The following is a 24,534-nucleotide window of genomic DNA, read 5'->3' as shown; positions in this document are numbered from 1 at the left end:
TCATAGGCAATACCATCTTCTCGCTGCCCTATGTGGTGATCACTGTGATGGCGGTGCTGCGCAACTACGACGAGCGGCTCGACCAAGCCGCCTGGACGCTAGGGGCGACCCGCGGTGTTGCCTTCCGGCGCATCACGCTGCCCATTCTCAAGGCGGGGATGGTGACGGCTTTCCTTTTCGCCTTCGTCAAGGCGATGGATGAGCTGGCGATTGCACTCTTCGTCGCCGATGCGGGAACGCCGCTACTGCCGAAGCAGCTCTGGCAGGAAATGAGCTACAAGATCGATCCATCGCTCGCAGCGGTCTCGACTCTCATCCTGGTGATCGTCGGTCTGTCCATCGCCGTCGTTCAGATCCTGAACAGCTTTGGCGCCAAAAGGGGCTAAGCCAAGCGATGTCAACTCAAACAAGATAGTCGAGCGGCAGACAGAGCCTTTGGGAGTCCCGGGGGACGGGCCGATCGGCACTGAGTTCGGGATTGATCCCATCGGGCCAGCAAGGCTTTCGGGCCAAATCCGTGGATACGGACCGTTTGTCGTCAACTTTCGTTCGGTCACCTTCGACCCCGTTCGGCCGGACATTCATGAAGAAGGGGGCATCGGTCCCGGAGCGTTTGCCGGTCCAGTATTTGGAAAACGCTGGCGGTTACAGTCGGGAGCTGACGGTCGCGGTTTGGCGGGGGCCCGTACGTAGAGGCGGAAAGAATTGGCGTTGTACGCGAAGGCTCAAATTCAATTCAGATATGAATGCAGGACGGAGTTGTCGATGGCTGACAAGACACGGTTGATGCTCGAGGGCGGTGACCCCGCCGTGGATACCAGGGCATTTCGACGTGCACTTGGAAATTTTCCAACGGGGGTAACTATAGTAACCACAGCTGGGGTGGGCGCCCCCGCCGGAGTTACAGTTAATTCCTTCGCTTCTGTATCCCTCAATCCGCCTCTGGTACTTTGGTCGATCGCGCATACCTCGCGCAGCCATGCGGCGTTCTGGCAGTGCGAGAATTTCGCGATACACATTCTCGCCGAGGATCAGGTGGGCTTCTCGGACATTTTCGCCAGCGCCAGTGACGACAAGTTTAGCCTGGTGGATTGGCATATTGGCCGTACGGGATCGCCCTTGATCGACGATGCGCTGACCTATTTGGATTGCGTCTGCGAGGCTCGGTACGAGGGCGGCGACCACACCATCATGATCGGCCGCGTCGTCGACTTCGGGCGCTCGGAGGGAAGCCCGCTGGCTTTTTCGCAAGGGCGATACGGGATTACCTTGGACCATCCGGAAGTGGCGGGGAATGCGCGAGACCAAAGGCGTGAAGAGCGTGGTCTCGACGAATTGCCGTTCCTGAGCTTGATTGCGAAGCCCCACTATAAGGAGGACGCCGATTTGGAGCAGCGGCGCTCGGCGGCGGGCTACACCGCGCTAGGAAGCAAGGTGCTCGCCGGCCTCTATCAGTCGGCCCCTCTGACGGCGGACCAACTCGCCAGGGGCATGTATCTCGACCGCCGCGAAGTCGAAGACTCCTTGAACGTGTTCTTGGCTGACGGCCACGTTGCACTGTTTGATGGTAACCGTTTCGCGCTGACGGAATCCGGAAAACGGCGGCGCCGTTAGATGATTGAATACCTGTCGCGCTACCAGGGTGAACTGGCGGATATCGATCCCGCCGATCTCACCGTTGCCACGCGCGTTCTGAAAGGGTTTCTCGCCGGCCCTGATCAGCAATGCGGTGGGTTGCGTATCGCGCATCATGCACTGGCGTGGGCACTACTTTCATTTCATGACACGGACTTTACACATGACCGATGAGCGGACAGCTCGAGAGACTATGTTCTATGACGTTGTCATCGTTGGTGGCGGGCCCGGCGGGCTCGCCACCGCGATCAGGCTCAAGCAGAAATCACCCGACCAGTCGGTGGCACTCGTCGAAAAGGGTGGCGAGATCGGCGCCCATATCCTGTCAGGTGCCGTGATCGATCCGGCTGGGCTCGACCAGCTGCTGCCGGACTGGCGGAGCGACGGCAGTCCACTGGTCACCCCGGTGACCAAGGACATCTTTCGCCTGCTAACTGGCAAGGGCAGCCTTGGCCTGCCGACGCCGATTATGCCTCGCCTGATGTCCAACCACGGCAACTATGTAGGATCGCTTGGCGCTCTTTGTCGCTGGCTGGCGGGCAAGGCGGAAGCGCTGGGTGTCGAAATCTATCCGGGCTTTGCGGCGACAGAGGCGCTTTACGACGTGAACGGTCAGGTCATCGGCGTAGCGACGGGCGATGTCGGCATTGAAAAGAACGGCCTGCCGGGCTCCGGCTTTCAGCCAGGTGTGGAACTGCACGCCCGCTACACGGTGCTGGCCGAGGGTGTGCGGGGCTCGATCTCCAAGCAGGTGATTCGCCGCTTCGACCTGGCAGCCGGTCGCGATCCGCAAAAATACGGTATTGGGCTCAAGGAGCTTTGGGAAATCGATCCGGCCAAGCACGAGCCGGGGCGCATCGAGCACTCTTTCGGCTGGCCGCTGGACTGGAGGACCGGCGGCGGTTCGTTTCTCTATCATTTCGAGAACAATCAAGTGGCCGTGGGCTTCGTGGTCCACCTGAACTACAAAAATCCGTACTTGTCGCCGTTCCAAGAGTTCCAGCGTTTCAAGACCCATCCCTCGGTTAGGGCCACCCTGAAAGGTGGGCGGCGCATTTCGTATGGCGCGCGCGCCATTTCCGAGGGTGGTTGGCAATCGGTCCCCAAACTCAGCTTTCCCGGCGGTATCTTGGTGGGTGATGCGGCCGGCTTCGTCAATGTGCCGCGCATCAAGGGCAGCCACAACGCGGTGCAGTCCGGCATCCTGGCCGCCGACGCGCTCGTGAAGGCCTTGGCCAGTGACAACGCCCCGGCCAGCCTCGATAGCTACGACTCAGCGTGGCGGGGCAGCGCCATCGGCCGCGACCTGAAACCGGTGCGCAATGTCAAACCGCTGTGGTCGCGCTTCGGGCTGGTCGGCATCGCCATGGGCGGCTTTGACATGTGGTGCCAGCAGTTGTTTGGCGTTTCTCCGTTCGGGACCCTAGCGCATGGCAAGGCCGATCATGAATCGATGGAGCCGGCAGCACAGCACCAGCCCATCTCTTATCCAAAGCCCGACGGAAAGCTGACGTTTGACCGTCTGTCATCCATATTTGTGTCGAACACCAACCACGAGGAGAATCAGCCACCACATCTGCATGTCAACGACCCCGCACTGCAGCGGCAGAGCGAGTATGGCGTTTATGCTGGGCCGTCGCAGCACTATTGCCCGGCTGGCGTCTATGAATGGGTCGCCGACGGCTCCGATGTTCGGCTGCAGATCAACGCGCAGAACTGCGTGCACTGCAAGACATGCGACATCAAGGATCCCAACCAGAACATTGATTGGGTTCCGCCCGAAGGCGGCGGCGGCCCCAACTATGCCGCGATGTAGCCGCTAGCCGTTCACGAGGACCGGTGGTCGCTTTCGCGGGCGGCCGCCTGCGCTCTCCGGGCAACCTCGCGCATTCAGGTACGGACCTAGTGCGCTGCTTCCAGGCCAGACATTGCTTGAATGTCATCTCCTGCGCCAGATTGAGTTCCGTTTCATGTACTCAGCGCCAGCGGTGGGCGGGGCAGCAGGCGGTTGCTCTCCTCGATGAAGTCGTATCGGGATGCTACCTAGCTATCCCATATCTTTTGATGTTAATCAGAACTCGGCGACCTTGCCCCAGGCCGCGGTTTTCAACCGCGCGGGCCGGAAATGCGCCGGGTCGACGATCGGTGGCTTTCCTGTGATGATGTCGGCGATTAGGTGCCCTGCGCCAGGTCCGATCGCAAAGCCATGGCCGCTGAACCCGGCCGCAAGGATGAAACCGGGAATGCTTTCTATCTCGCCAATGACGGGGATGCCGTCCGGTGTGCTGTCGATATACCCAGCCCAGGCGTCTGAAATCGGCAGGTTTCGAACCTCTGGAATCAGCTCACACGCGCGCTGATATGTGAGGCGAATCTGCGCCATGTCGGGCCGCGGATCGAGAATGCGATTACGCTCCATTGGAGTGATGGCGTCTAGCGACCACTTTTCCAGGCTTTCATGACCTTGCCGCCACCCGTCCACCCCCCCTGGAGAGAGGCTGCGCCAGCGGCGAGCGAACATGGGCAGGAACTCCCGCCCGAACCGAACTTGCTGTGGCGTGGGGTCGACACGCGCCCGGCCGCTGATTGCCAGCGTATAATGGCCATTGCCGCGCCGTGTAATTGAAACATCAGGCGCGGCAAGGGCGACAGGCAGTTCTGATGTGCCCGGAGCGACCGTCAGGATAGACGAGCGTATGGAGGCCTGGGGGAACCGGATGCCGAGCTGATGGCAAAAGGAGGAAGCCCATGCGCCGCCTGCCATGACCACAGTCCTGGTGGCGATCATACCTTTTTCGGTAACCACCCCGCTGACCCGTCCAGCGCTCAGCTCAATGCCGCGAGCAGCGCAGAACTGATGCACAGAGCCGCCCGCCGCCATGATGCCACGAGCGGCAACCGGCACCGCACGTGAGGGATCCGCCGTTCCGTCACTTGGCGAGAAGACTCCACCCTTCCATTTGCGGCCGGTCGGCTTGCCCCGTTCGCTGGCCTCCTGACCGCTCAGCATGTGTGTCGTGACCCCGGCGGTTCGCGCGAAGTCACGCCACTTTGCCCATCCGGCCAATTGGGTCTCGTCCTGAGAAAGGTAAAGCAACCCACAGCGTCGGAAGCCTGTGTCTTCACCGGTTTCCTTTGCGACGTTTTCCCACAGCTCGAGGCTCTTGGTGGCCATCGGCAGTTCGCGTTCGTCGCGGTTCTGCTGACGGCACCAACCCCAGTTCCTGCTCGACTGTTCGGCGGCGACGCGTCCCTTTTCGAGTAGGGCAACCCGAATGCCCCGGCGGGCCAGGTAATAGGCGGTGAATACGCCCACCACGCCGCCGCCGATGACGACGACGTCCGCCTCTCGAGGCAGATCGGCGCTGGACTCGATATGTAGCAGGGGCGCGGGCATGGGAACTCCTTTGTTCTACTTATTCTAGCGCAGCCACTCGACAACGTGCTGCGGCCGATTGCTGTCGAGCGGAATATCCTGCTGTTAGTTTGTGTCGGAGCGGCAGAATTCGCGGGTTCTGGATGCCTTACATTCCGTAGGCTTCGCTGCGGGCGGACCCCGCTACCGTCGGCCGTGCCGCGGACGAAATCGCTGTCTAATCCTCCGGACTTGGCACTTCATGCAGCCCAGCGGCACACTTTGGCGACGCCACGGCGGCGCTGGCGGGGGTGGCACTGCTCATATTCGAGGCGTCTACCTGCGGAGGAAAGGTGCCATGGCGACGATGATCGGTTCGCGCTTTCGAGAGGGCCTAGACGGCCAAATGCCGTGAGGTCCGCGCGGGCGCATGCAGTGCTAGACGCCGACGGCGCTGCCGGTCAAATACGCCAAGAAAATCCACGAGGCCGTCGGCGAGGGCTACCGCGCCGTCGGTTAGAGGGCCTCGATCAACTGGTAGGGGTGCCTGCAAGGCCCCGCTGGCGGCTGGCGGCGGAACCGCTGCCGGGGCTGCCTGAGCCCGGTCGGCTCCGCTAGCCTTTGGCGCGGATCAGCGCGTCGGCCATGAACAGGTCCTGCAGCGAAATCCCTGAACTGTCGAACACGGTGATTTCGGACTCGCTGCGACGCCCCGGTGCGCGTCCCTCAATGACGTCGCCTATGGGCGTTACCGTGAGAGTGCCTGCGTCGATCGCTGTGCGCGCATGCTGGAAATCACCGATCTGGATGGACTGGGAGAGCAGGTCGCAGAACAGGCTCGCCCTGGGATAGAGGTCCGTGGGGAGTTCATGCTTGCCGGGCGCATCGGACCCCATGCTCACGACATGCGTGCCCGCTCCAACCCAGGCGGGCTCGAAAAGCGGTTCGCGCGATGGCGTTGCCGTCACCACGATATCGGCGGCCCGCACGGCCTCTTCAGCGGAAGCAATCCGTGCGTCGAGACCGCTCTGGCGGATCTGCGCAACAAAGGCATCGCGCCGCTCTGAGGGGCGGGAGACGACCAGCACCTCCTCGATTGGACGGACCCTCGCCAAGGCCGCAACTTCATAGCTGGCCTGATTGCCCGCTCCGAAGATGGCCAGCACCCTCGCGTCCCTTCGCGCGAGCAGGTCGGTCGCGACGGCATCGGCCGCCGCGGTCCTGAAGGCATTGACCTTGCCCGCTTCGATGACGGCGCGGAGGCGCCCCGTACGCTGGTCGAGCAGCATGATGGTGGAATTGTGCCGCGGCAGACCGATCGCCGGGTTGCCGGACCAGAACGAGCCGACTTTGACGCCGGTCAGTTCGGCCGACCAGCCCGACTTCACGGAAAACGTATTGGTTGGCTCCTTGGAGCGTCCGAGAACGGCGGGAAAGACGCCGCTCAGGTCGGATGCTGCGGCCACGAGAGCCTGCCGCACCGCCTCGAACGCCAGCTCATGCGTCACCAATGCGGCAGATTCGTCTTCGCTGACATAGATCATCGGTTTCTCCGGTTGTGCCTGAAACGCCACCAGCAACGATTTGGGGCCTGGGAATATCTCTAACGGGACCTTCACCGCGCATTGTGCTGACTGAGGGACAAAAACGAATGATCCGGCCTACTTGGCGAGTGGAAACGGCAGGGTTGTTTGCTTTGGGGTGGCACCTCAGTTCGACTTCAACGGAAACCGGAAGTCACGCCATCCGTCTTTGACGCCGGCGCTGTTGGGGCACAGACCTTTTGGGCGACACGACATCGCTTCCAGGCCCCGGGTTCCGCTGGGGTAGGGGCAGGTAGCTGCGTTGCGCCCCAGGAAGTGGGGTGAGAGGGGCTCATCCCACTCCGGGTATTTCGGCAGGTTGGGGGCCGAGGCCGTGTGAGAACTCGCGGCAGCGTCTGTCCTGAGCGTGATCCCATGGCATCAGGGGGACCGTTTCATCCCCTTAACGCTTGAAGGATTGGAACGACGCCGGCAACGGCGATGGCGCGCTTGATGTTGTAGGCCAGGATTGCCAGGCTGGCTTCGGTGGCGACGTTCCTGAGCCCCCGCGTTCGGAAGTGGGTGGCACCCATCCAGCCCTTGATGGTGCCGAAGACGTGCTCGACAGTACAGCGGCGGACCGCCATCGCCTCGGGCATCGCTTCGAACCGATGCTCCATCTTATCAAGAACCGCCTCATGCTCCCATCGCCGGATGCGCTTTTCCTTGCCGGCCGTGCATAGAGGACGCGATGCGCAGGCATCGCATGCCTTCTGGCTATAATAGACGTTGATGAGCTTGCCGCCCTCGACCGTGGCATGGCGCTTCTAGAGATGCTGGCCGGCGGGGCACCGATAGGTGTCGGTCGCGGGCTCATGCACGAACATGGCCTTGCCCCAAAAGCCGCGCGCCTGCGCCGGTGAGGTATTGGGCTTGGGCACCATCGGGATGATGCCAGCTTCGGTGCAGGAGCGGATCTGCTCGCCCTCATAGTATCCTCGATCGGCAAGGGCGATCATCCCGGCCGCGCCGGTCTCGGCCTGTGCAGCCTTGGCCATCTCCAGCAGGTGCGAGCGGTCATGGCCCCGGTTCGTCACCGCATTGGCGACAACGATGTGGTGCTTGGTATCGACCGCCGCCTGCACGTTGTAGCCGACCACGCCGCGATGGTCGCTGCCGGTTGCCATGGCGCGGGCATCCGGGTCGGTGAGCGAGATCTGCTCGTCGGGAGCCGCTTGCAGCTGCCGACCAATCTCCTCGAGCTCGCCGAGACGCCCGCGCAGCGATGCCAGTCGCTCGGTCAGGTGCGCGATCCAGGGCGTAGCCGGGCCGGCTTCGGCGCCGTCGGCCTCATCGAGCTCGGCGAGGTAGCGCGCGATGCTCTCTTCGACATGGGCTTTGCGCCGTGCCAGCTTGCCCTTGGTGTAGTTCTTCTCGTGCGTGTTCACCGCGCGCAAGCGTGACCCGTCGATCGCAACCATGCCGCCACCGACCAGGCCAAGGGCACGACAGACGCCAACGAAGCGCTGGCACGCGATCTGGATCGCGCCGGCATTGTCACGGCGGAAGTCGGCGATGGTCTTGAAGTCTGGCACCAGCTTGCCGGTCAACCACATCAGCTCGATATTGCGGCCAGCCTCCCGCTCCAGCTTCCGGCTTGAGGTCAGCTGGTGCAGGTATCCATAGATGTAGAGCTTGAGCATCGTGCCCGGCGCGTAGCCGGGTCTGCCGGTCGACGCCGGCTGGACACGCCCGAAGCCGAGCACGGCCAGATCGAGTTCGTCGACAAAGGCGTCGATGATGCGAACCGGGTTGTCAGCATCCACATAATCTTCGAGATACGCCGGCAGAAAGCTCACCTGGTGACGGTCAGAACCTTCAACGAAACCACCCATATAGCACCTCCGAAGCAGTGCCAGATCATAGCATGATCAGGGGTTTTCACACAGACTCGGGCCGATAGCGGTCCGGCGGCTTTTGGCGGCCCGAAGCCGCATGCGGACGTGGCTGCGCGGCATCCAAGACGCGGTGGCTATGTCGCGAGAAGTCTTCTGGCCCTGTGAGACGTTCACGGCAGCGGAGATCCGACAGTCTCTTTGCCCGCGGCGCCCCCAGGTTCGATCACCTGTAAGTCGAGATCCAAGCGATCAACTCTGCAGCGCTGGGCACGCCGACCAGGCGCATCATGCGCAGGCGGTGGCCCTCCGGTGCGTTTGCTGAGGCCAATTTCGGCGTCAATGACGGCATTGGTCTTGCTTCGCGCGACCAGCGTCTAGATTTGCCGTCGCCGCCCGGTCACCCTCCACCGCGTGCCGCAGCTAGGAGCGAAGGAACCGGCTGCGGCGGAACGCAAGACTCCACCAATGGACCTGAAACTTCAGCTTTGAAAAAATGGTCGATAACGGTATCAGATCACCTAAATTAGCGGCAGTCGGCGTCGCAAAAGATCCGGCTGCCCGGGCCATCGACTTAATGGTCTGGCGGGTTAGTCGGTAGGAGAAGAGCATGGACGACAACGCGCTCGATCTCGAGCCGCTGCACAAGAACCACGGCGTCTATTTCGTGCCGGGCTTGCATCGCGGACTGCTCACTCTGGAGATGATTGCCGCCGCTCAGAAGCCCATGAATGTGACCGAGATTGCGGCAGAGCTTGGCGTGACCCGGTCTTCTGCTTTCCGGCTGGTCTATACGCTTCACCACATGGGATTTCTGGATGAGGTCCCCCAGACCAAGCAGTATGCCCTTGGTCCGCGCGTGCTCAACATAGGGTTTGCGTTCCTCGCGTCGCAGGACATCATCGAAGTTGCCAGGCCGGAACTCGAGGCCTTGCGCGATGCGACATCCGTCACGGCTCACCTGGCTATTCGCGACGACAAGAGCGTTCTTTACCTCAGCTGTATCCAGACGCGCTCAGGTTTCCTCAGCAACATGAATGTTGGGTCGCGGGTGCCCGCCTACGCGGCGCCAATGGGGTGGTACTTGCTTTCTGACTTAGGGGGCCGGGAACTGAACAGGCTGTTTGGGCCCGGTCCATTCAAGCAGTTCACCGAAAAAACGCCTACCACCCCGGCTCAGCTTGCGAGCAAGGTTGCGGAGGTTTCTGGCCTGCCATGCGTCGTGAGCCGAGGCATACTGGAGGCTGGGGGATCGTCCATTGCTGCGCCAGTTTTTGACAATACGGGTGCAGTTGTCGCGGCAATCGACATCTCCGGGCCTGACTCGGCGTTTGACATGAATGAACTCGAAACGCGGTACGCCCAGGAAGTAGTGAGGGCTGCCGGCCGGATTTCGGCGCGTCTGGGCTTTGTCGGTGCTGAGGCCACCAGCGCCGATTAGATGTCGGCAAGCCGGACGAGACCAGTCGAATAGCGCTTCCAGTTCAGCACGTAACGTGTCGCTGCACCGCGTAGAGCCACTGCTCGCTCTGCCAAAACCTGCCCCACGACCTTGCCCGGCACGCCCATCACGATCGAATTGTCGGGGATAATCTTGCCTTCGGGCACCAGTGCCTGCGCACCGATGATGCAGCTTTTCCCGATAACGGCATCGTTGAGGACGATTGCGCCCATTCCGACCAGGGTTCCGGCGCCGATGGAACAACCATGAAGTATTGCACGGTGTCCGACCGTGACGTCCTCGCCGATCTGGAGGGGGGAGCCGATGTCGGTATGGAGGATGCAACCGTCCTGAATGTTACTCCTCGCGCCGACGGAAATCCGCTCGTTGTCTCCGCGCAGGACGGCATTGAACCAGATACTTACATCGACGCCCAATAGTACATCACCGAGAACGACAGCGCTTGGGGCGATCCATGAGGTCTGTGCGCCGGCCGTTGTCGGCTGCCGGTCTTCGATTGAGAATAACACCTGCGCTCTCCCTAAAATCGACCGCAGTCGACTTTCAATTTCTCTCCGGTGGTGGCGGAAGACAGGTTGGTAGCGAAGAACAGGGCCGCCCTGCCCACCTCGAAGGGATCGACCCAACGCTTGAGGGCCGAAGGCTCCGTGTAGTTCTCCCGAACGATGTCATCGACCGAACGGTTTTCCCTTTCGGCACGCCGCGCCAGGATTTGGTCCATATTCTCCCCCGACACGGCACCCGGTAGCAGCGCGTTTACCCGCACTCCATAGGGCCCGAGCTCGCGTGCCGCGGCTTCGGTCATGCCGATAATTGCGAATTTGGTCGCGGAGTATGCCGTCCTCATCGGGTAGCCTTGGATGCCCATCAGCGACGACATGTTGACGATCGAGCCGCTTCTCTGCTCCCGCATGATGCGCGCCGCGGCCTGCAGGCAATGGAGCGCCCCAAACAGGTTGATCTCGACGCAATCGCGCCAAGCCGCAAGGTCGACTTCAGCAACCGGAGCTATAGGGCCGGGCACCCCTGCATTGTTAATCAACACATCGACGGTCCCGACGATCGACCGCGCCCGCGCGAATAGGTTCGCCACCTGATCGGGGTCACGCACGTCGCAGACAACAGCAGTCCCTCCGATGCGCTCGGCGACTGATGCAAGCTTGTCCATGCCGCGTCCGGCGACCACGACATGGGCACCGGCTTCCGCGAGAACCACGGCGCAGGCCTCACCGATGCCGCTGCCGCCGCCCGTTACGATTGCAGTCTTTCCTGCCAGGGATCCGATGTGTTCATTGGCCAAGGCCACTTACTCCAGGTTGAAAATGCGCCCGGGATCAAACAAGGGCAGCTCGAGCGTGCGCCCCAGGATGAAATCCCCCATGAGTTTTGAAATGTAGGGCCCGATCGTATAGCCGCCGCGGACGCAGCCCAGGATGAACACACCATCCAGGCCTGGCGCTTTGCCCGCCAGAGGATAGAAATCAGGGACATTGGCTTCAAAGCCAGTCCACGACCGAACGATGCGCCAGTTGCGCAGCGCCGGTACCGCGAAGCTTGCCAATTGAAGATTGGTAAGAAGTGTTTCCGGGGAAACCACTCCGCGACCGTCCTCGGGAGCTCCTGTCCCCTGCCACCCACCCCCGATCAGCATCGTGCCATTGGCCTTCTGCTTGAGGGTAAGGAGGCCAGTGGCGTGTCCGATGACCGACGGCGTCAAACGAGGACCGGGCTCCGTCACCGAAACGGTGTTGACGCGTGCCCGCACCGGCAGGTCAAGGCCGAGCATTGCTGCCGCCTGTCGCAACCAACCGCCCGCCGCCAGCAGGACGCGCGGCGCGGTAACTTTCCTACCGCCGCAATGAATGGCATAGCCCGGCCCGAGGGCTTCGATCCGGTCCACCGGCGATTTTTCCTGGTATTCGATACCCGCATCCGCCAGGCGCCGGCGGTAATACTGGCCGGTCAAAGAGGAGTTGGCATATCCGTCCTGGGCGCAATAACTTGCCGCCACCACGTTCGTGGACAGTTCAGGTTCCCGCCTGGCCAGTTCGTCCCGGCTCACGAAGGTGATCGGCGCCCCGGCCTGCCGCTTCAGCTCCATGCGGTCATGGAGCAGTTCTGCCTCGCGGGCATTGAAGGCAAGGGTATATCCACCCGTTTTATGGAAGCCGACCGCCGCACCCATCGCCTCCCATTCATGATGGCCGCGCAAAGCGTATTGCATGAGTTTCACGCGCTTAATCTGCAGCGACAGCGTGCCGGCGTTGACCCCCGAAGCGCCCTGGCCGAGATCATCCTTCTCGATAACGAGAGGTTTCATACCCCCCTCAGCCAGGCGCAAGGCAGCGCCGCATCCCATTATGCCGCCACCGACGATCACGATATCGTAGTCGAACGGGCTCATAGCGGCGCCAATCCAGGAATGGGAAGCGCCTCGTAGTCAATCGGCGAGGCCAGGTCACAGATGGCCACGGGCCTCAGGGGTGAGCGGGCCGTTGGTAGCCCCACCTCTTCCATGGTCTGGCCGGTATTCAGGCTGATCAACCGAGCTACCGTGTCGCGGCAGAAGCGTCCGCCGCATGGGCCCATCCCGGCCCGCGTCCCGGATTTGATTGCGTTGGGTGAGGTGGCCCCGCTGCGGATTTCCTGCTCGAGGTCGCCGCGCGAGATGGCCTCACAGCGACAAACGATCGTTTCACTGGTCACGTTGTCGACGAGACCGGGGCGCATGTCCATGAGGCGTGCCGCCGCCGCGCCGAACTTTCGCGCCTTTATCAGGGTTGCCGTCACGGCTTGTTGCTCTGGCGTATTCGACCGACCGGTCATTTGGGCGGCGACCGACAATCCTGTTAGTTTACCTTGCTGCTCGGCAGCCGCAGCGCCGAAGATGCCCGTCGCGTCGCCACAAATCCACAGGTTGGCAACTGACGTCTTTCCCGCATGGTCCGTCTCGGGCACCCAACCGCCAAGCTCCGGAGCAAATCGATGGCTGGCCCCCGCCAGGCGGCTGGCTTCGACGGCAGGCATGAGACCATGCCCTATGGCGACGCTATCGGCCGATACGACCGAGCTCGGGGCTTCCTTGCGGAGACGCCATTGGCTGTCCACCGGTCGCACGACGGCGCTCGTCACATGGTCTTGGCCATCAATCGAATCGACGCCGTGCTGCCAGAAGATCGGCACACCGGCGCTTTGCAGCTTCATTATCCAGGAGACACCCTGCGCCAGCAGATCGGTACGGCTCACCAGGTTTGGCAGCTGCCTCACCCAATCCTGCCGCGAGTTGAGCGTCACCACGGCAGCAGGACGGCCGCCTAGCCGCATAATCTCGGCCGCCACAAAAAACACCAGTGGGCCACAGCCGGCGACGATCGTCCTGTCGCCGGGTAACATGACTTCCTGCTTGATCAATGCCGTAGCGGCCGCAAGCCCGATGACACCAGGCAATGTCCAGCCGTGGACGGGAACGACGCGTTCCTGTGCGCCAGTCGCGAGGACTAAGCTTGGTGCGAACACAACCCTCGGACCCTGCGGCGTAACAACATCCAGGCGCCATGCGCCTTCCCGGCTTGCAGTAAGCTGCCAGCCACGAGACGCGTACCATGCCGCCACGCTGGAGTTCCCCAACAACCCCCGCAAAGCATCTCCAGCCTTGCCTTCAGGCGTCGGCGGCGCCTTGACTATGGCGCTCGATTTCGCCCGCCACACCTGTCCACCGGCCTTATGCTGTTCTTCGACAACGAGCGTCTTGAGACCAGCGTGCCCAGTCTCGAGCGCAGCATTTGCCCCGGCTGGGCCTGCTCCAAGAACGACGACGTCGAAAGTCTCAGACATTGCTGGCTCGATTTCTCAGAGAATGGACATGCATGCCATCAACTGCTGGCGTCCGACACGCTTCCACCCGTCGGCCGTCGATCTCGACAACGCATTCCTGGCAAATGCCCATGAAGCAGAATGCTCCCCTGGCAGTGCCGTCGAAAGCGTTGTGCCGCAGTACACTCGTGCCTTGGGCACCAAGGGCCGCGGCTATGCTCTCGCCACGGTGGCAGGTGACACTTGCATCGTCGAAAGTGAAGGCAACTGTCTCCGTCCGCGAGACGGCCAATGGGCGAACGAGGGAGCTCACTGAATCCGCCGGATCCCGAGGGCGTCGAAGGTCGCCCTTATCTTGTCCACCTCGGCGGGCGAACAGGCGGCAACCGGCTCGCGCGGAACGCCTGCCGGCAGGCCGATGAGATTGAGACCGGCCTTGAACGCGGCGGGCCAGGTGGATGTACCCATCAACAGTTCATAGAGGACCGTAATCCTGTGGTGCAGGGCCGCCGTTTCGGGCGATGGCGCCTGTTTCCCAAGCGACATTATCCGGGCGGTGTCCTCGCCAAGAAACTCCGGCCCGGTAGCGATGAAACCGCTGGCCCCCAGTGCGACACCGGGCAGAATGTAGTGTCCCGGGCCAACCATGATGGATATCCGGTCACGGAAGCGGTGAAGCAGGTGGGTGTGATGAAAGAAGTCGCGTTCTGACTCCTTGATCCCGATGATCGGGGCGACGTCGAGAATTGCGCCGATGTCATCCACGCTCATGCCCAGCCCCGCCCGGCGCGGCGAGTTGTAGGCGACGATCGGCACGTCCGTGCCTTTTCCCAATGCCTCAAAGCGTGCCAGCAATTCGTCGCGGGTTGCCTTGAGCACATAAGTCTGTGGCATGGCCAATAGCGCGGAAGCGCCGTTTTCCTGGGCGGCACTGGCGTAGGCAAGGCTGGCTTTCAACGTCGGAGCCGAGCACCCCGTGATGACATGCGCCCGGCCAGCGAGACGGTCGACCGCAAGGCGGGTCAACCGTCCGCGCTCCTGGGGTGACAGCGTCCAGCTCTCGCCGTTGTCGCCGGCGACGCAAATGGCTCTCGCTCCCAGATTCAGCAGAAAGTCGACGATGGCGACGAAGCCGTCCTCCATGATTTCGCCGTTCTGGCTGAATGGCGTGACAATGGCCGGCACGAACCCCGTCAAGTCTGTCTTTTGCATCGCTAGCTTTCCTGGAAGGATGAGATGTCGGCGCGGTAGATCGAGGCGGTTTGAGCCTCGACAATGTAAAGAGTGCCCGCGTCTCCGCCCCGCCCGAACACCACACTGGTGGTCCAGCGCCCCTCGGGGAGCCTGATCTGGGCGACGAGGTCACCAACGGCGGAGGCAAGATAGGCCCGGCCGGCTTGGGCCTGCGCTATGGCCAGCAGCCCGGTAGTGGAAACGGCAAGCCCGTCTGGTCCGAGGCCACCAGAAAGCTGGATAAAGGTGCCGCTCATCGGGCGACCAGAGGGCGGCAGTGTCGCAGACAGTCGCAGTATCTGATTGGATCGCGTCGCCGCCACATAGATGAAGGCCCCGTCCGCCGACGCGGCGATCCCGTTTGGGTATGGCACTGTGTCGAGAACGAGCCTGATCTGCCCCGCGGCGCTGCGGTGGAAAACACGCCCGCTTGGATCCGAGAGGCTCGTCCTGCCGGAATCGGTAAACCACAGATCGCCTGACGGCAGCACGGTCAGATCGGAAAGGCCAAGGAAGGCAACGTCATCGCAGTTGTCAGCAACGACCTCGACGCGGGGACCGTCTGAAGCAAAACTCAACAGCCCGAGCTTATAGTCGACCAGCATGTACCCGCGCGGACCTAGGCTCTTTATGGAGTGCGGCTCACCCTCATACTGGTGTGCCAGAGTCCAATCGCCGCTCTTGTCGACTTTGAAAATCCGTCCATACGGCACATCGACCAACCAGAGGGCGCCATCGTCGTCGAGACAGGGGCCCTCGAGAAATGAGTGCAGCCTCATTCCGGGGCGGGTCATCCTAACCCAGTCATTAGGTTCCCCCCGCCAGTGCAGCGCCTCCGGCAAACGGCCATAGAGTTCTGCTTCGATGACAGGCAGTCCCGGCATCATTGCACGATCTCCCGGCGTCTGAGGTCGGCGATCGTTCTCGCGTCCATCCCGAGCTCGCCCAGTACCGCGTCTGTATGTTCGCCAACGCGCGGTGCGGCCGTCACGATGGAGGGGCCATCTTCGGAGAACCGAAACGCGCCGACCGGCAAGGGGTAGCGGTGTTGCCCCGGATGTCGAGAGGGTTCCGGCGCAAAGAAGCCGCGGGCCTCCAGTTGGGGATCTGCGACGGCTTCGCGCAGCGTGCGTACACGTTCTGCCGGAAGGCCGGCGTCACGCAAAAGGCCCTCCCAATGGGACGCTGTTTCGCGCTCGAAAATTGCGGTCAGTGCTTCCTTGGCGCGAGACGCCTTGCGCCAGAGTGCCGGCCAGTCAGCCGTCTGAGCGAAATCCTGGGCGTCGTAACCCAACTGGGCCAGCAGGTTCCAAAGCCGTTGGTTTTGCGAAGGCGTAAAAGCGCCCAACATCAGGGTCCCATCTGCGGTGGCGTAAGCCGAAATGCCCGGCTCCTTTGTCCGTGTGAATTGCCTTGGCCGTTTTTCGGCGGCGACTTCTGGCGCCATCAGCATCAGGGCCGTCTCGTACATCGAGCAGGTGATATGCGTACCATGCCCCTCGCGTTCACGCCGAAAAAGGGCCGCGCTGACGGCGAAGGCCGCGCTGTATCCGGCAGAGTAGTCGATGAACGAAAGTCCGGGCTTGTGCCCACCCGACTGCGCAATGACGCCCGATGCGGCCTGGATGGTGTTGTCGTAGGCATTTACTTCGGCGCGGATGCCGACGTCACCGAAGCCGGTGATGGAGCAGTAGACCAGGCCGGGGTTCGCCACCTTGAGGTCATCATAGCCGAGGCCAAGGGCAGCGAGCGCGCCGGTCCGGTAGTTTTCGACCAGCACGTCCGCCGTCGCGACCAGCGCCGAGAAAATTTCGCGACCCGCTTGTGATTTCAGATTGATCGCCACCGCCCGCTTGTTGGTGCCCTGCACCTGATAGTTCAAGCCAAGGCCCGACGCGTTGTCATCCTTGTCCGGGCCGCGGCCGCGAGCGCAGTCGGGCTGAGCCGGGTCCTCAACCTTTATGACGTCCGCACCAAGTAGAGCGAACTGCCACGAGCAGAATGGACCGGCGAGGACATGGGTCAGGTCCAGCACTCTGACACCGGAAAAAGGCTGGCTCATTTCCGCTCCCCAGAAGATGCCGTCTTGTTTAGCAGGTAACCTTTGTGTTTATATATCAAACATCGAAGATAGCGCAATCCCGATTTGGAGCAGCGAAAATGAGTGCGGTACTGCATAGAAACCTCAAAAAAACCCTGCCTACGGCGGTCGAGGGATCGGCAGGGTACATTGTGGACGACTCGGGGCGCAAATATCTGGACGCCTGCGGCGGCGCTGCAGTGTCGACTTTGGGGCATAGCAACGGTCGTGTCATCGCTGCCATCAAAGACCAGCTCGACAAGATTTCCTATGCGCATACCGGCACGTTCACCAACGAACCGTCGGAGCGCCTGGCCGCGGAGTTGGTCGCGCGGGCGCCTCGTGGTTTTGGTGACGGCCGGGCGATGTTTCTGGGCTCCGGCTCGGAGGCCATGGAAGCGGCGCTGAAACTGGCGCGGCAGTACCATGTTGAAAATGGCCAGCCCGAGCGCAGTCGCATCATTGCTAGGGACATGGCCTATCATGGCAATACCCTGGCCGCCCTGTCCGTGGGTGGTCATCGCCAGCGTCGGGAACCCTACACGCCCCTTCTGCTTGACGTCGGCCGGGTACCGGCATGCTACGAATATCGACTGCGCAAGGACGGGGAGTCGCAGGAGGAATTTGGATTGCGATCGGCCAATGCACTTGAGGCGGAGATTCTGCGCCTCGGCGCCGATACGGTCGCGGCCTTCGTGGTGGAGCCCGTCTCAGGCGCAACGCTGGGAACGGTGCCCCCCGTGCCCGGCTATTTCTCCCGCATAAGGGAAATCTGCGACCGTTATGGCGTATTGCTCATCGCGGACGAAGTGATGTGCGGGTCGGGGCGAACTGGGACTTTCTTCTACCTTGAGCAGGAAGGCATCAGCCCGGACATCATCACCATCGCAAAAGGCCTGGGCGCGGGCTTCCAGCCCATAGCCGCGACACTAGCTAGCGAAAAAGTGGTGAACGTCATGCTGGCCGGGAGCGGAACGCTTTGGAACGGTCACACCTATATGAGCCACGCCGTGGCATGCGCAGGCGCGCTCGCGGTGCTGCGGGAGTTGGATGAGCGCGATCTGCTTGCCAACGTCACCCGGCAGGGTGCCAAGCTTGGCGCCAAGCTGCGCGAACGGTTCGGTCAACACGCCAACGTTGGGGACATCAGGGGCGTCGGGCTGTTCTGGTCGATTGAGCTTGTCGCCGATCGCGACACCAAAGCCCCCTTTTCGACCTCCGCGGGCCTCGCAGGGCGCATAAAGAGCAGTGCCCAGGAGCTGGGCCTGCTGCTCTATCCGGCAGCTGGCTGCGTGGACGGGGAGCAGGGCGATCACGTCCTGATCGCGCCCACCTTTGACGTCAGCGACAGTGAACTGGACTTCATCGTTGATCGGCTGGACGCCGCCCTGCGGTCCTGTCTGCCACAAGCTCTTGCGGCATAGGTGGCACCGTGGTGAAAAAGACCATCATCACCTGCGCCGTGACCGGCAACCTGACCAGTCGGGAGCAGCATCCGGGCCTGCCAATAACGCCCCAGCAGATTGCCGAGGCCGCACTTGCCGCGGCACAGGCCGGCGCCGCCGTCGTCCACCTTCACGTCCGTGACCCAGAAACGGGTCGTGGTTCGATGGATTTTGCGCTCTACCAGGAACTGGTCGACCGCATCCGCAATGAAAATACCGACGTCATCCTGAACCTGACCACGGGGGAGGGCGGCCGGTTTGTGCCTTCCGACGACACTCCGAGGATCGCCGCCGCTGGTTCCACCTTATGCGCCCCAGAACTGCGGGTTGCGCATGTGGAGTCGCTGCGGCCCGAAGTCTGCACGCTCGACTTCAATACCATGTGGTCGGGGCAAGCCGCGGTGATCAACTCGCCGCGCAATGTGCGCATCATGGCCGAACGCATCTATGCCGCCGGCGTGCGTCCTGAGGTCGAGATCTTCGACTCGGGCGACCTCCATATGGCCACGCACTTCTTGGAGCAGGGTATCCTCAGGGCCCCCCTCATGGCACAAATCGTACTGGGCGTGCGTTACGGTGCCGTAGCCAATCCCGCGACGCTGGCATACCTGGTGTCGCAACTGCCACCGGGTACGGAATGGGCGGCGTTCGGCATCGGCCGGCACGAATTTCCCATGCTCGCGCAGTCGTTTCTACTCGGTGGGCACGTTAGGGTCGGCATGGAAGACAACCTATACATCCGCAAGGGCGAGTTGTGCCGCGACAATGCCCAGCTGGTGGAAAAGGCGATTGCGATCATCGACCATCTGGGCGGGCAGATTGCAACGCCGGGCGAGGCACGTGCGATACTCGGGCTTGGCACAGCCGATGCGCAGGCAACCATCGGAGAGGGATCATGAATAGCATCACGCCGAATAAACGGCCGGCCACAAACGAGGACACCTGCGGCCCGTACTTTCCGGATCCGTTCTGCGACGCCGATCGCATGGACCTCGTTGAAGTCCATCCAGGCCTTGTCGCGACGGCCCGTGGAACGCCCATAGTGATCGAGGGGCGACTGATCGACATCGATGGCAACCTCGGGAACGGCGCGGTACTCGAGTTCTGGCAACCAAACGATCGAGGCATCTATCGCACGCCCGCGCATGCCGACCATCCCGATATCGATCCCTGGTTCGATGGTTATGCCCGATGCCGCAGTAAGGACGGCAAATTTTCGCTGCGGACTATCAAGCCAGGCGCTTTGGCAGATCGCGCTCCCAACGTGACGCTGACCATTTTTTCCGACGGCATTTCCCGCCTTGTCACCCAGATTTTTCTGGAGGGTGAGGCCGCCAACGCCAGCGATCCCCTGTTGACCTCATTGCCAGAACCATTGCGGTCTCGGCTCATAGCGAAAAGCACTGGCGCCAATGACCGGGGCGAGCAGGTGTTCTCGATTGATGTTGTCATGGCTGGCAACAACGAGACCCCATTCTTCGACGACCTTGAAAGCTGAGGGCATTGTAATGACTGGTTTAGGACGACTGCTGTCAATCGGACCAACCGACAATACCTCCCGTGAGCGCACACCGCGGCAACCGCTGCAGCTCATCCCGGAAGGTGCTCGCGAATCCTTCGTGCCGTATTCCCGGGTCCAGCCGGCCCTGCTGTCTGCAGAAGCTGATATGACCCGATTGGCGGCAGATCTGCCACGCGCCGCTGGCGAGGCCATAGAAGTTTCCGGGCAATTGACCGACGAGTTCGGCCGACCCCTGCGTGGCGTGCTGCTGGAAATCTGGAACGCCAACACCTTTGGCCGCTATACCCACAAAGAGGACGCATCGGGTCTGCCGCTCGATCCCAATTTTCTTGGCCTGGGGCGGGTGCTGACCGATCAGGACGGCAAATACCGCTTCCTGACAATCCGCCCTGGCGCATATCTGGCCCGGCCGGATATCGGCCGCTGGAGACCCAAGCATATCCACATGTCGGTGCGCGGCGGCAGCTCACGACTGGTCACGCAGATGTATTTTGCAAACGACCCCCATAATGACGGTGACCCGATGCGGATCCTCATGGGCGATGCATTCAAGCATAACGTAGCGGGCGAATATGACGCTGGTCAGCCCGATCTCGCGGCCGGGTATCGCTTCGACATCGTCGTCGGTGGCCGAAACGCGACCTTCTTCGAGAACGACCTCTGATTGCTGGGTGTGGCGGTCGCATAATTCCTGAACCTCGGCCTGATCGGGCCTGAAGGAGGCTGTCGGTGCCCATCCTCGATGCCATGACCAGCAGGGTTTCGCACGTGGTCGTTGTCGGCTCCGGTGGGGCGGCCCTGATGACGGCGCTTGTCGCCGCCAGCAGCGGGCTTCGCGTTCATGTTCTGGAGAGAACCCAGCTCTTGGGCGGCACAACCGCGATTTCCGGCGGTGGAATGTGGATTCCCGCGCATCCGCTGATGGACAAGGACTGCATGTCAGATGCCATGGATTACCTGCGCAGGCTTACGCTCGGCAGGGTCGATGAGCAGCTGCTGGCGAGTTTCGTCGATACCGGGCCCGAAATGGTGCAGTTCCTGCTTGATTGCACCCGATTAGAGCTGTTTCGGGTCGAACGGCCCGACTACCACCCATCGTGGCAAGGCGCGCGGGAGGGTCGCTCTATCGAGCCGCTTCCCTTCGAAACCTCTGCGCTCGGCGAGCATCTGAGACAACTTCGCTACTCGACTACGCGCGGCCCGGTGACCTCCAAGGAAAGTCGAACCGGCGTCGATGTGCTGGAGGTGGAAGCGCGTCTCCAGCGCGGCGTTCGCACTCAGGGTGCCGCATTGGTCGCCGGCCTGGTGGAGGCCTGCCTCGACCACAAAGTCCACTTCGCTTTAGGCGTGCGCATCACCGAACTCACCCTGTCAAACGGGCGCTGCACGGGTGTGGCGTCAGATGACGGTCGTCAGTTCGGCGCTACCAAGGCCGTGGTCATCGCCAGTGGCGGTTTCGAGTGGAACGCGGCTCTGGTCCAGGCTCATCTGCCCGCTGCCGAGATCTTTCCCACCACGCCGCCGGGTAACGAAGGCGATGGGCTCCTTATGGGCATCAGGGCCGGGGCTGCCGTAGACAATATGTCGGAAGCCTGGTGGACCGCTGCCGTGCAGATACCCGGCCAGGAATACGATGGCATGGTATTCACCCGGAACATCGTGCGCGAACTGGCGCTTCCCGGGTCAATTCTGGTCAATGCGGAGGCCCGGCGCTTCGTGAACGAAGCCAGCTCCTACAATGATCTCGGCAAGGCAATGCTGAACTTCGACGTAGCGAGCTGGTCGTATCCAAATCTGGCGCCGTGGCTGATCGTCGATGAGCGTTTCCGGCGACGCTATCCCATTTCGGGTTCGCCAATCACTGAAAATCCGCCGCCATGGATGGCATCGTCCGACACCATTTCTGGCCTCGCAGAAGCCATCGGGCTCGAGGGGGCTCAACTTGCGGCCACAGTCGACAACTTCAACCGCATGGCCAGCGTGGGTCGCGATGACGATTTCGGCCGCGGCGGTGACGTACATGGACTGTACTATGGTGACCCCGCCGCGCAGACGCTGAATCCCTGCCTGGGTGCGTTGCTTATGCCGCCGTTCCACGCCATTCGCATCGTTGCTGGTAGCAACGGCACCAAGGGCGGCCTTGTCACCGATCGCGACGGGCGCGTGATGAGCGGCGCCGAGCAATCTATCGCCGGTCTTTATGCATGCGGCAACGTCGCTGCGAGCATTATGGGCCCTGGCTACCCTGGGCATGGGGGATCGCTTGGCCCGATTTTGACCGCCGCCTACAGATGCGGACGAGCCATCGCTTCCTCCGCGGAGGACTAGAGCCGTTCAGGCGGTCAGCGCCCCATCGACGGTGAGCTGCGCGCCATTGACGTAGCTGGCGTCGTCGCTGGCCAGAAATGCGAGACACTTTGCCACTTCATCATAGCGTCCAAGGCGCCCCATGGGCACGAGTGCGGCGGCTTTTGCGGAACGTTTGGCGACATCGTCAGCACTCATTCGCGTCCGGCGATCGGCCATAACAGTTTCGAGGACACCCGGGCAAAGCGCGTTGCAGCGGATCCCCTGGCCGGCAAAATCCCGCGCCGTTGTTCGGCTGAGCATGATTATGGCAGCCTTGGAGACAGCGTAAGCGGCTTCCGCGGTGGAGGCTCGTTGGCCAGCGATCGAGGCCGTGTTGACGATTACGCCGCCACCTTGCTTGACCATGAGAGGAATGACCGAGTGGCTGAACAGGTAGGCGGATTTCAGGTTGACGTCGATGGTAGACGCCCACTGCGCTGCGTCGGTATCGACGACAGTGCCGGTCGGGTTGATGCCCGCATTGTTGATAAGGATATCAATTCGACCCGTCGGCCTCATGGCGGCGGCCACGGCGGCGTCCACGGTGTCCTGATGCGATGCATCACCAACGATACCCTGGGCTTGGCATCCACTGGCCGACAGTGACGCGACAAGGCTTTGCAGCGCCTCTGCCGCTCGATCGACAAGAAAAAGACGTGCGCCTTCGGACGCCAAAAGTTCGCTGGTGGCGCGCCCCAGACCCGTGGCGGCGCCGGTCAGCAATACGATCTTGTCGTGAAATCTCATTCATCGCCCCTGTGGGATAGATGGCCGGACGCCCTCAGAACGCACTCCGCCCTTGCACAAACAGATCGCATATGATTTCATATATTACAAGCCAATGCGTTTTGGCGGTGTTGATGAGGTCCCTCATGGGCGCACTGGATTTTACCCTCGTCTTCGCGGCATGGCCCAAGCTGCTGGCCGGCCTCGGCTATGACTTCTACTTCGCCACGTTTGGATTCATCTGCGGCTGCGCCATCGGGTTCGTTTGCTATCTGGCATCTGCAAGCCCCTGGCGTGCCGTACGCTGGCTTGCCTATGTCTACGTCCAGATCGTGCGCGGGATGCCGATGTACCTGTTGCTGCTCTGGCTGTATTTTGGGCTTGCGTCCAAGTTCGGCCTGGCGCTGTCAGGGCAACAGGCGATCATCACCGCGATTGCCATCATGAGCTCGGCATTCTGCGCCGAAGTGTTCAGAAGTGGCTATGGTGCCCTGGACTTAGGCCAAGCTGAAGCCGGCAAGGCGCTGGGCATGACGGGCTTTGCGATCAACCGGCACATCCTACTTCCGCAGGTCATCCGTACGACCATTCCGCCCCTGCTGAACATTTTTGTCATCTGCTTCAAGGCCGCAACCTATGCCGCCGTCGTCGCGGTTCCGGAACTGGTTTTCCAGGCGCAGGACCTGAGCCTCAACCACTATCGACCGTTCGAGGCATACATCACCGTAGGGGTCATGCTGATCGCCACTGTCGTTACCTTGTCACTGCTGACCGCGGCCGTCGAACGCCGCCTGGCGATACCATGAGGCTGGATCGATGAATTCCTGGGAATCCGTACTGCCCTTCATCCCGGCAATGCTGGCCGGCCTGCGATACACGTTTCTCATTTCGGTCGTGTCGCTGCTGGGCGCGATGATCATCGGGCTTGGTGTCGTGCAGCTATGGCGCAGCGAATCCGCCTTACTGCGGGCAGTCGGTTTCGCGTACGTGCAGGTCTTCCGTTCGCTCTCACCCTATGTCTACATCTTGCTGGTGTTCTTTGCGATTTCCGGGCTGACCGGCTGGAATATGGACGCCGTCACCGCGGCAATCATTTCGCTGACCCTCCTGAACAGCGCCTATGTCGCGGAAATCTATCGGGGGGCGCTGCTTTCAGTCGACAAGGGCCAGTGGGAAGCAGCGGCATCCATCGGCATGGGCAGCTTCAAGACCAATTATGTGATCATCTGGCCGCAGGCATTGCGTGTGGCGATGCCGTCACTGCTCAACCAGTTCATCGTCATACTCAAGGACTCTTCGATCGTTGGTATCATTGGCGTCAAGGATATCCTCTATGTAGCCAATGCCCAGGCGGCCATCACCTACAAGCAGTTCGAGTATCTGACTGTGGTCGCCTTGATTTTCATCACCATCGTTTTCGTCCTTTCGAGATTGTCTCTGCTCCTGGAGCGCAGGCTCAACCGGGGACAGTAGGTGTCGAGACGCGAATGTTGCGA

The 24,534-nt window shown here is 61.8% G+C and carries 23 protein-coding genes and 1 pseudogene; 12 read left to right on the top strand and 12 right to left on the bottom strand.

The annotated features are described in order from the left end of the window. From IH615_RS10665 to IH615_RS10650, 4 genes are all read left to right on the top strand, one after another. The coding region (locus IH615_RS10665; protein WP_291361846.1) for an ABC transporter permease subunit at nucleotides 1–386 on the top strand (386 nt) is incomplete at its 5' end. Nucleotides 387–765: 379 nt separating this feature from the next. Then, the gene (locus tag IH615_RS10660) at nucleotides 766–1,614 is read left to right on the top strand and encodes a flavin reductase family protein (RefSeq protein ID WP_291361845.1); all 849 of its coding nucleotides are present in this window, start codon (nucleotides 766–768) and stop codon (nucleotides 1,612–1,614) included. Beyond that, entirely contained in the window at nucleotides 1,615–1,809 is a 195-nt protein-coding gene (locus IH615_RS10655) for a hypothetical protein (protein WP_291361844.1), read from the top strand. After that, complete coding sequence (locus IH615_RS10650; protein WP_291361843.1) at nucleotides 1,799–3,451, top strand: electron transfer flavoprotein-ubiquinone oxidoreductase; 1,653 nt, start codon at nucleotides 1,799–1,801, stop codon at nucleotides 3,449–3,451. The genes IH615_RS10655 and IH615_RS10650 overlap by 11 nt, the downstream gene beginning before the upstream one ends. A 255-nt stretch (nucleotides 3,452–3,706) precedes the next feature. On the opposite strand, the gene IH615_RS10645 is transcribed toward IH615_RS10650, so the two are convergent. From IH615_RS10645 to IH615_RS10635, 3 genes and pseudogenes are all read right to left on the bottom strand, one after another. Then, a complete protein-coding gene (locus IH615_RS10645; protein WP_291361842.1) occupies nucleotides 3,707–5,032 on the bottom strand; it encodes an FAD-binding oxidoreductase in 1,326 nt (441 codons plus the stop codon). 572 nt (nucleotides 5,033–5,604) lie between these two features. Continuing rightward, nucleotides 5,605–6,534 (bottom strand): ornithine cyclodeaminase family protein, encoded by a 930-nt coding sequence (locus IH615_RS10640; RefSeq protein ID WP_291361841.1) that lies wholly within the window; start codon nucleotides 6,532–6,534, stop codon nucleotides 5,605–5,607. A 434-nt stretch (nucleotides 6,535–6,968) separates the two neighbouring features. Next, nucleotides 6,969–8,408: pseudogene (locus IH615_RS10635) on the bottom strand (IS1182 family transposase). 610 nt (nucleotides 8,409–9,018) lie between these two features. Between IH615_RS10635 and IH615_RS10630 the strand changes: the two are divergent. Beyond that, entirely contained in the window at nucleotides 9,019–9,849 is an 831-nt protein-coding gene (locus tag IH615_RS10630; protein ID WP_291361840.1) for an IclR family transcriptional regulator, read from the top strand. Here IH615_RS10630 and IH615_RS10625 read toward each other — a convergent pair. The 8 genes from IH615_RS10625 to IH615_RS10590 are packed head-to-tail and all read right to left on the bottom strand — an operon-like array spanning nucleotide 9,846 to nucleotide 16,978. After that, nucleotides 9,846–10,379, bottom strand: coding sequence for a gamma carbonic anhydrase family protein (locus IH615_RS10625; RefSeq protein ID WP_291361839.1), 534 nt, complete (start codon nucleotides 10,377–10,379; stop codon nucleotides 9,846–9,848). The genes IH615_RS10630 and IH615_RS10625 overlap by 4 nt on opposite strands. 11 nt (nucleotides 10,380–10,390) lie before the next feature. Further along, nucleotides 10,391–11,170, bottom strand: coding sequence for an SDR family oxidoreductase (locus IH615_RS10620; RefSeq protein WP_291361838.1), 780 nt, complete (start codon nucleotides 11,168–11,170; stop codon nucleotides 10,391–10,393). A gap of 6 nt (nucleotides 11,171–11,176) precedes the next feature. Next, entirely contained in the window at nucleotides 11,177–12,274 is a 1,098-nt protein-coding gene (locus tag IH615_RS10615) for an FAD-dependent oxidoreductase (protein WP_291361837.1), read from the bottom strand. Further along, nucleotides 12,271–13,704, bottom strand: a complete 1,434-nt coding sequence (locus IH615_RS10610) for an NAD(P)/FAD-dependent oxidoreductase (protein ID WP_291361836.1) — start codon at nucleotides 13,702–13,704, stop codon at nucleotides 12,271–12,273. Before IH615_RS10610 ends, IH615_RS10615 begins: the two co-directional genes overlap by 4 nt. Further along, nucleotides 13,697–13,996 carry a (2Fe-2S)-binding protein gene (locus tag IH615_RS10605; RefSeq protein WP_291361835.1) on the bottom strand — a complete coding sequence of 100 codons (300 nt, stop codon included), beginning with the start codon at nucleotides 13,994–13,996 and terminating at the stop codon, nucleotides 13,697–13,699. The genes IH615_RS10610 and IH615_RS10605 overlap by 8 nt, the downstream gene beginning before the upstream one ends. Then, nucleotides 13,993–14,868 (bottom strand): dihydrodipicolinate synthase family protein, encoded by an 876-nt coding sequence (locus IH615_RS10600; protein ID WP_291361834.1) that lies wholly within the window; start codon nucleotides 14,866–14,868, stop codon nucleotides 13,993–13,995. Before IH615_RS10600 ends, IH615_RS10605 begins: the two co-directional genes overlap by 4 nt. A 29-nt stretch (nucleotides 14,869–14,897) precedes the next feature. After that, nucleotides 14,898–15,803, bottom strand: coding sequence for an SMP-30/gluconolactonase/LRE family protein (locus IH615_RS10595; protein WP_291361833.1), 906 nt, complete (start codon nucleotides 15,801–15,803; stop codon nucleotides 14,898–14,900). Beyond that, complete coding sequence (locus IH615_RS10590) at nucleotides 15,800–16,978, bottom strand: CaiB/BaiF CoA-transferase family protein (RefSeq protein ID WP_291361832.1); 1,179 nt, start codon at nucleotides 16,976–16,978, stop codon at nucleotides 15,800–15,802. The genes IH615_RS10595 and IH615_RS10590 overlap by 4 nt, the downstream gene beginning before the upstream one ends. Before the next feature lie 98 nt (nucleotides 16,979–17,076). Between IH615_RS10590 and IH615_RS10585 the strand changes: the two genes are divergently transcribed. The 5 genes from IH615_RS10585 to IH615_RS10565 all read left to right on the top strand — a co-directional run bounded on the left by IH615_RS10585 (nucleotide 17,077) and on the right by IH615_RS10565 (nucleotide 22,291). Further along, nucleotides 17,077–18,420: an aspartate aminotransferase family protein gene (locus IH615_RS10585; RefSeq protein ID WP_291361831.1), complete on the top strand. Its 1,344-nt coding sequence runs from the start codon at nucleotides 17,077–17,079 to the stop codon at nucleotides 18,418–18,420. Between the two features lie 8 nt (nucleotides 18,421–18,428). Further along, nucleotides 18,429–19,340 (top strand): 3-keto-5-aminohexanoate cleavage protein, encoded by a 912-nt coding sequence (locus IH615_RS10580; RefSeq protein ID WP_291361830.1) that lies wholly within the window; start codon nucleotides 18,429–18,431, stop codon nucleotides 19,338–19,340. Then, nucleotides 19,337–19,939: a hypothetical protein gene (locus IH615_RS10575; RefSeq protein ID WP_291361829.1), complete on the top strand. Its 603-nt coding sequence runs from the start codon at nucleotides 19,337–19,339 to the stop codon at nucleotides 19,937–19,939. The genes IH615_RS10580 and IH615_RS10575 overlap by 4 nt, the downstream gene beginning before the upstream one ends. A gap of 10 nt (nucleotides 19,940–19,949) precedes the next feature. Further along, a complete protein-coding gene (locus tag IH615_RS10570) occupies nucleotides 19,950–20,627 on the top strand; it encodes a protocatechuate 3,4-dioxygenase subunit beta (RefSeq protein ID WP_291361828.1) in 678 nt (225 codons plus the stop codon). Nucleotides 20,628–20,692: 65 nt separating this feature from the next. Next, entirely contained in the window at nucleotides 20,693–22,291 is a 1,599-nt protein-coding gene (locus IH615_RS10565) for an FAD-dependent oxidoreductase (protein WP_291361827.1), read from the top strand. A 6-nt stretch (nucleotides 22,292–22,297) separates the two neighbouring features. On the opposite strand, the gene IH615_RS10560 is transcribed toward IH615_RS10565, so the two are convergent. Next, the gene (locus tag IH615_RS10560) at nucleotides 22,298–23,059 is read right to left on the bottom strand and encodes an SDR family NAD(P)-dependent oxidoreductase (protein ID WP_291361826.1); all 762 of its coding nucleotides are present in this window, start codon (nucleotides 23,057–23,059) and stop codon (nucleotides 22,298–22,300) included. Between the two features lie 125 nt (nucleotides 23,060–23,184). Between IH615_RS10560 and IH615_RS10555 the strand changes: the two genes are divergently transcribed. Next, on the top strand, nucleotides 23,185–23,844 hold the full coding sequence (locus tag IH615_RS10555) for an amino acid ABC transporter permease (protein WP_291361825.1): 660 nt from the start codon (nucleotides 23,185–23,187) through the stop codon (nucleotides 23,842–23,844). A 10-nt stretch (nucleotides 23,845–23,854) separates the two neighbouring features. Beyond that, the gene (locus IH615_RS10550) at nucleotides 23,855–24,511 is read left to right on the top strand and encodes an amino acid ABC transporter permease (protein WP_291361824.1); all 657 of its coding nucleotides are present in this window, start codon (nucleotides 23,855–23,857) and stop codon (nucleotides 24,509–24,511) included. The last annotated feature ends 23 nt before the right edge of the window (nucleotides 24,512–24,534 follow it).

This window comes from Devosia sp. (genome assembly GCF_014860165.1).
Classification (GTDB): Bacteria; Pseudomonadota; Alphaproteobacteria; order Rhizobiales; family Devosiaceae; genus Devosia.
Note: the sequence above shows the minus strand (reverse complement) of the source record. Positions and strands in the feature narration are given on the sequence as shown.

Excerpts from the sequence above, each read along its gene's own strand:
- IH615_RS10590 (WP_291361832.1), bottom strand. The coding sequence starts at position 16,978 with ATGAGCCAGCCTTTTTCCGGTGTCAGAGTGCTGGACCTGACCCATGTC.
- IH615_RS10655 (WP_291361844.1), top strand. The coding sequence starts at position 1,615 with ATGATTGAATACCTGTCGCGCTACCAGGGTGAACTGGCGGATATCGAT.
- IH615_RS10630 (WP_291361840.1), top strand. The coding sequence starts at position 9,019 with ATGGACGACAACGCGCTCGATCTCGAGCCGCTGCACAAGAACCACGGC.
- IH615_RS10660 (WP_291361845.1), top strand. The coding sequence starts at position 766 with ATGGCTGACAAGACACGGTTGATGCTCGAGGGCGGTGACCCCGCCGTG.
- IH615_RS10575 (WP_291361829.1), top strand. The coding sequence starts at position 19,337 with ATGAATAGCATCACGCCGAATAAACGGCCGGCCACAAACGAGGACACC.
- IH615_RS10640 (WP_291361841.1), bottom strand. The coding sequence starts at position 6,534 with ATGATCTATGTCAGCGAAGACGAATCTGCCGCATTGGTGACGCATGAG.
- IH615_RS10570 (WP_291361828.1), top strand. The coding sequence starts at position 19,950 with ATGACTGGTTTAGGACGACTGCTGTCAATCGGACCAACCGACAATACC.
- IH615_RS10610 (WP_291361836.1), bottom strand. The coding sequence starts at position 13,704 with ATGTCTGAGACTTTCGACGTCGTCGTTCTTGGAGCAGGCCCAGCCGGG.
- IH615_RS10615 (WP_291361837.1), bottom strand. The coding sequence starts at position 12,274 with ATGAGCCCGTTCGACTACGATATCGTGATCGTCGGTGGCGGCATAATG.
- IH615_RS10550 (WP_291361824.1), top strand. The coding sequence starts at position 23,855 with ATGAATTCCTGGGAATCCGTACTGCCCTTCATCCCGGCAATGCTGGCC.
- IH615_RS10585 (WP_291361831.1), top strand. The coding sequence starts at position 17,077 with ATGAGTGCGGTACTGCATAGAAACCTCAAAAAAACCCTGCCTACGGCG.
- IH615_RS10555 (WP_291361825.1), top strand. The coding sequence starts at position 23,185 with ATGGGCGCACTGGATTTTACCCTCGTCTTCGCGGCATGGCCCAAGCTG.
- IH615_RS10645 (WP_291361842.1), bottom strand. The coding sequence starts at position 5,032 with ATGCCCGCGCCCCTGCTACATATCGAGTCCAGCGCCGATCTGCCTCGA.
- IH615_RS10650 (WP_291361843.1), top strand. The coding sequence starts at position 1,799 with ATGACCGATGAGCGGACAGCTCGAGAGACTATGTTCTATGACGTTGTC.
- IH615_RS10560 (WP_291361826.1), bottom strand. The coding sequence starts at position 23,059 with ATGAGATTTCACGACAAGATCGTATTGCTGACCGGCGCCGCCACGGGT.
- IH615_RS10595 (WP_291361833.1), bottom strand. The coding sequence starts at position 15,803 with ATGATGCCGGGACTGCCTGTCATCGAAGCAGAACTCTATGGCCGTTTG.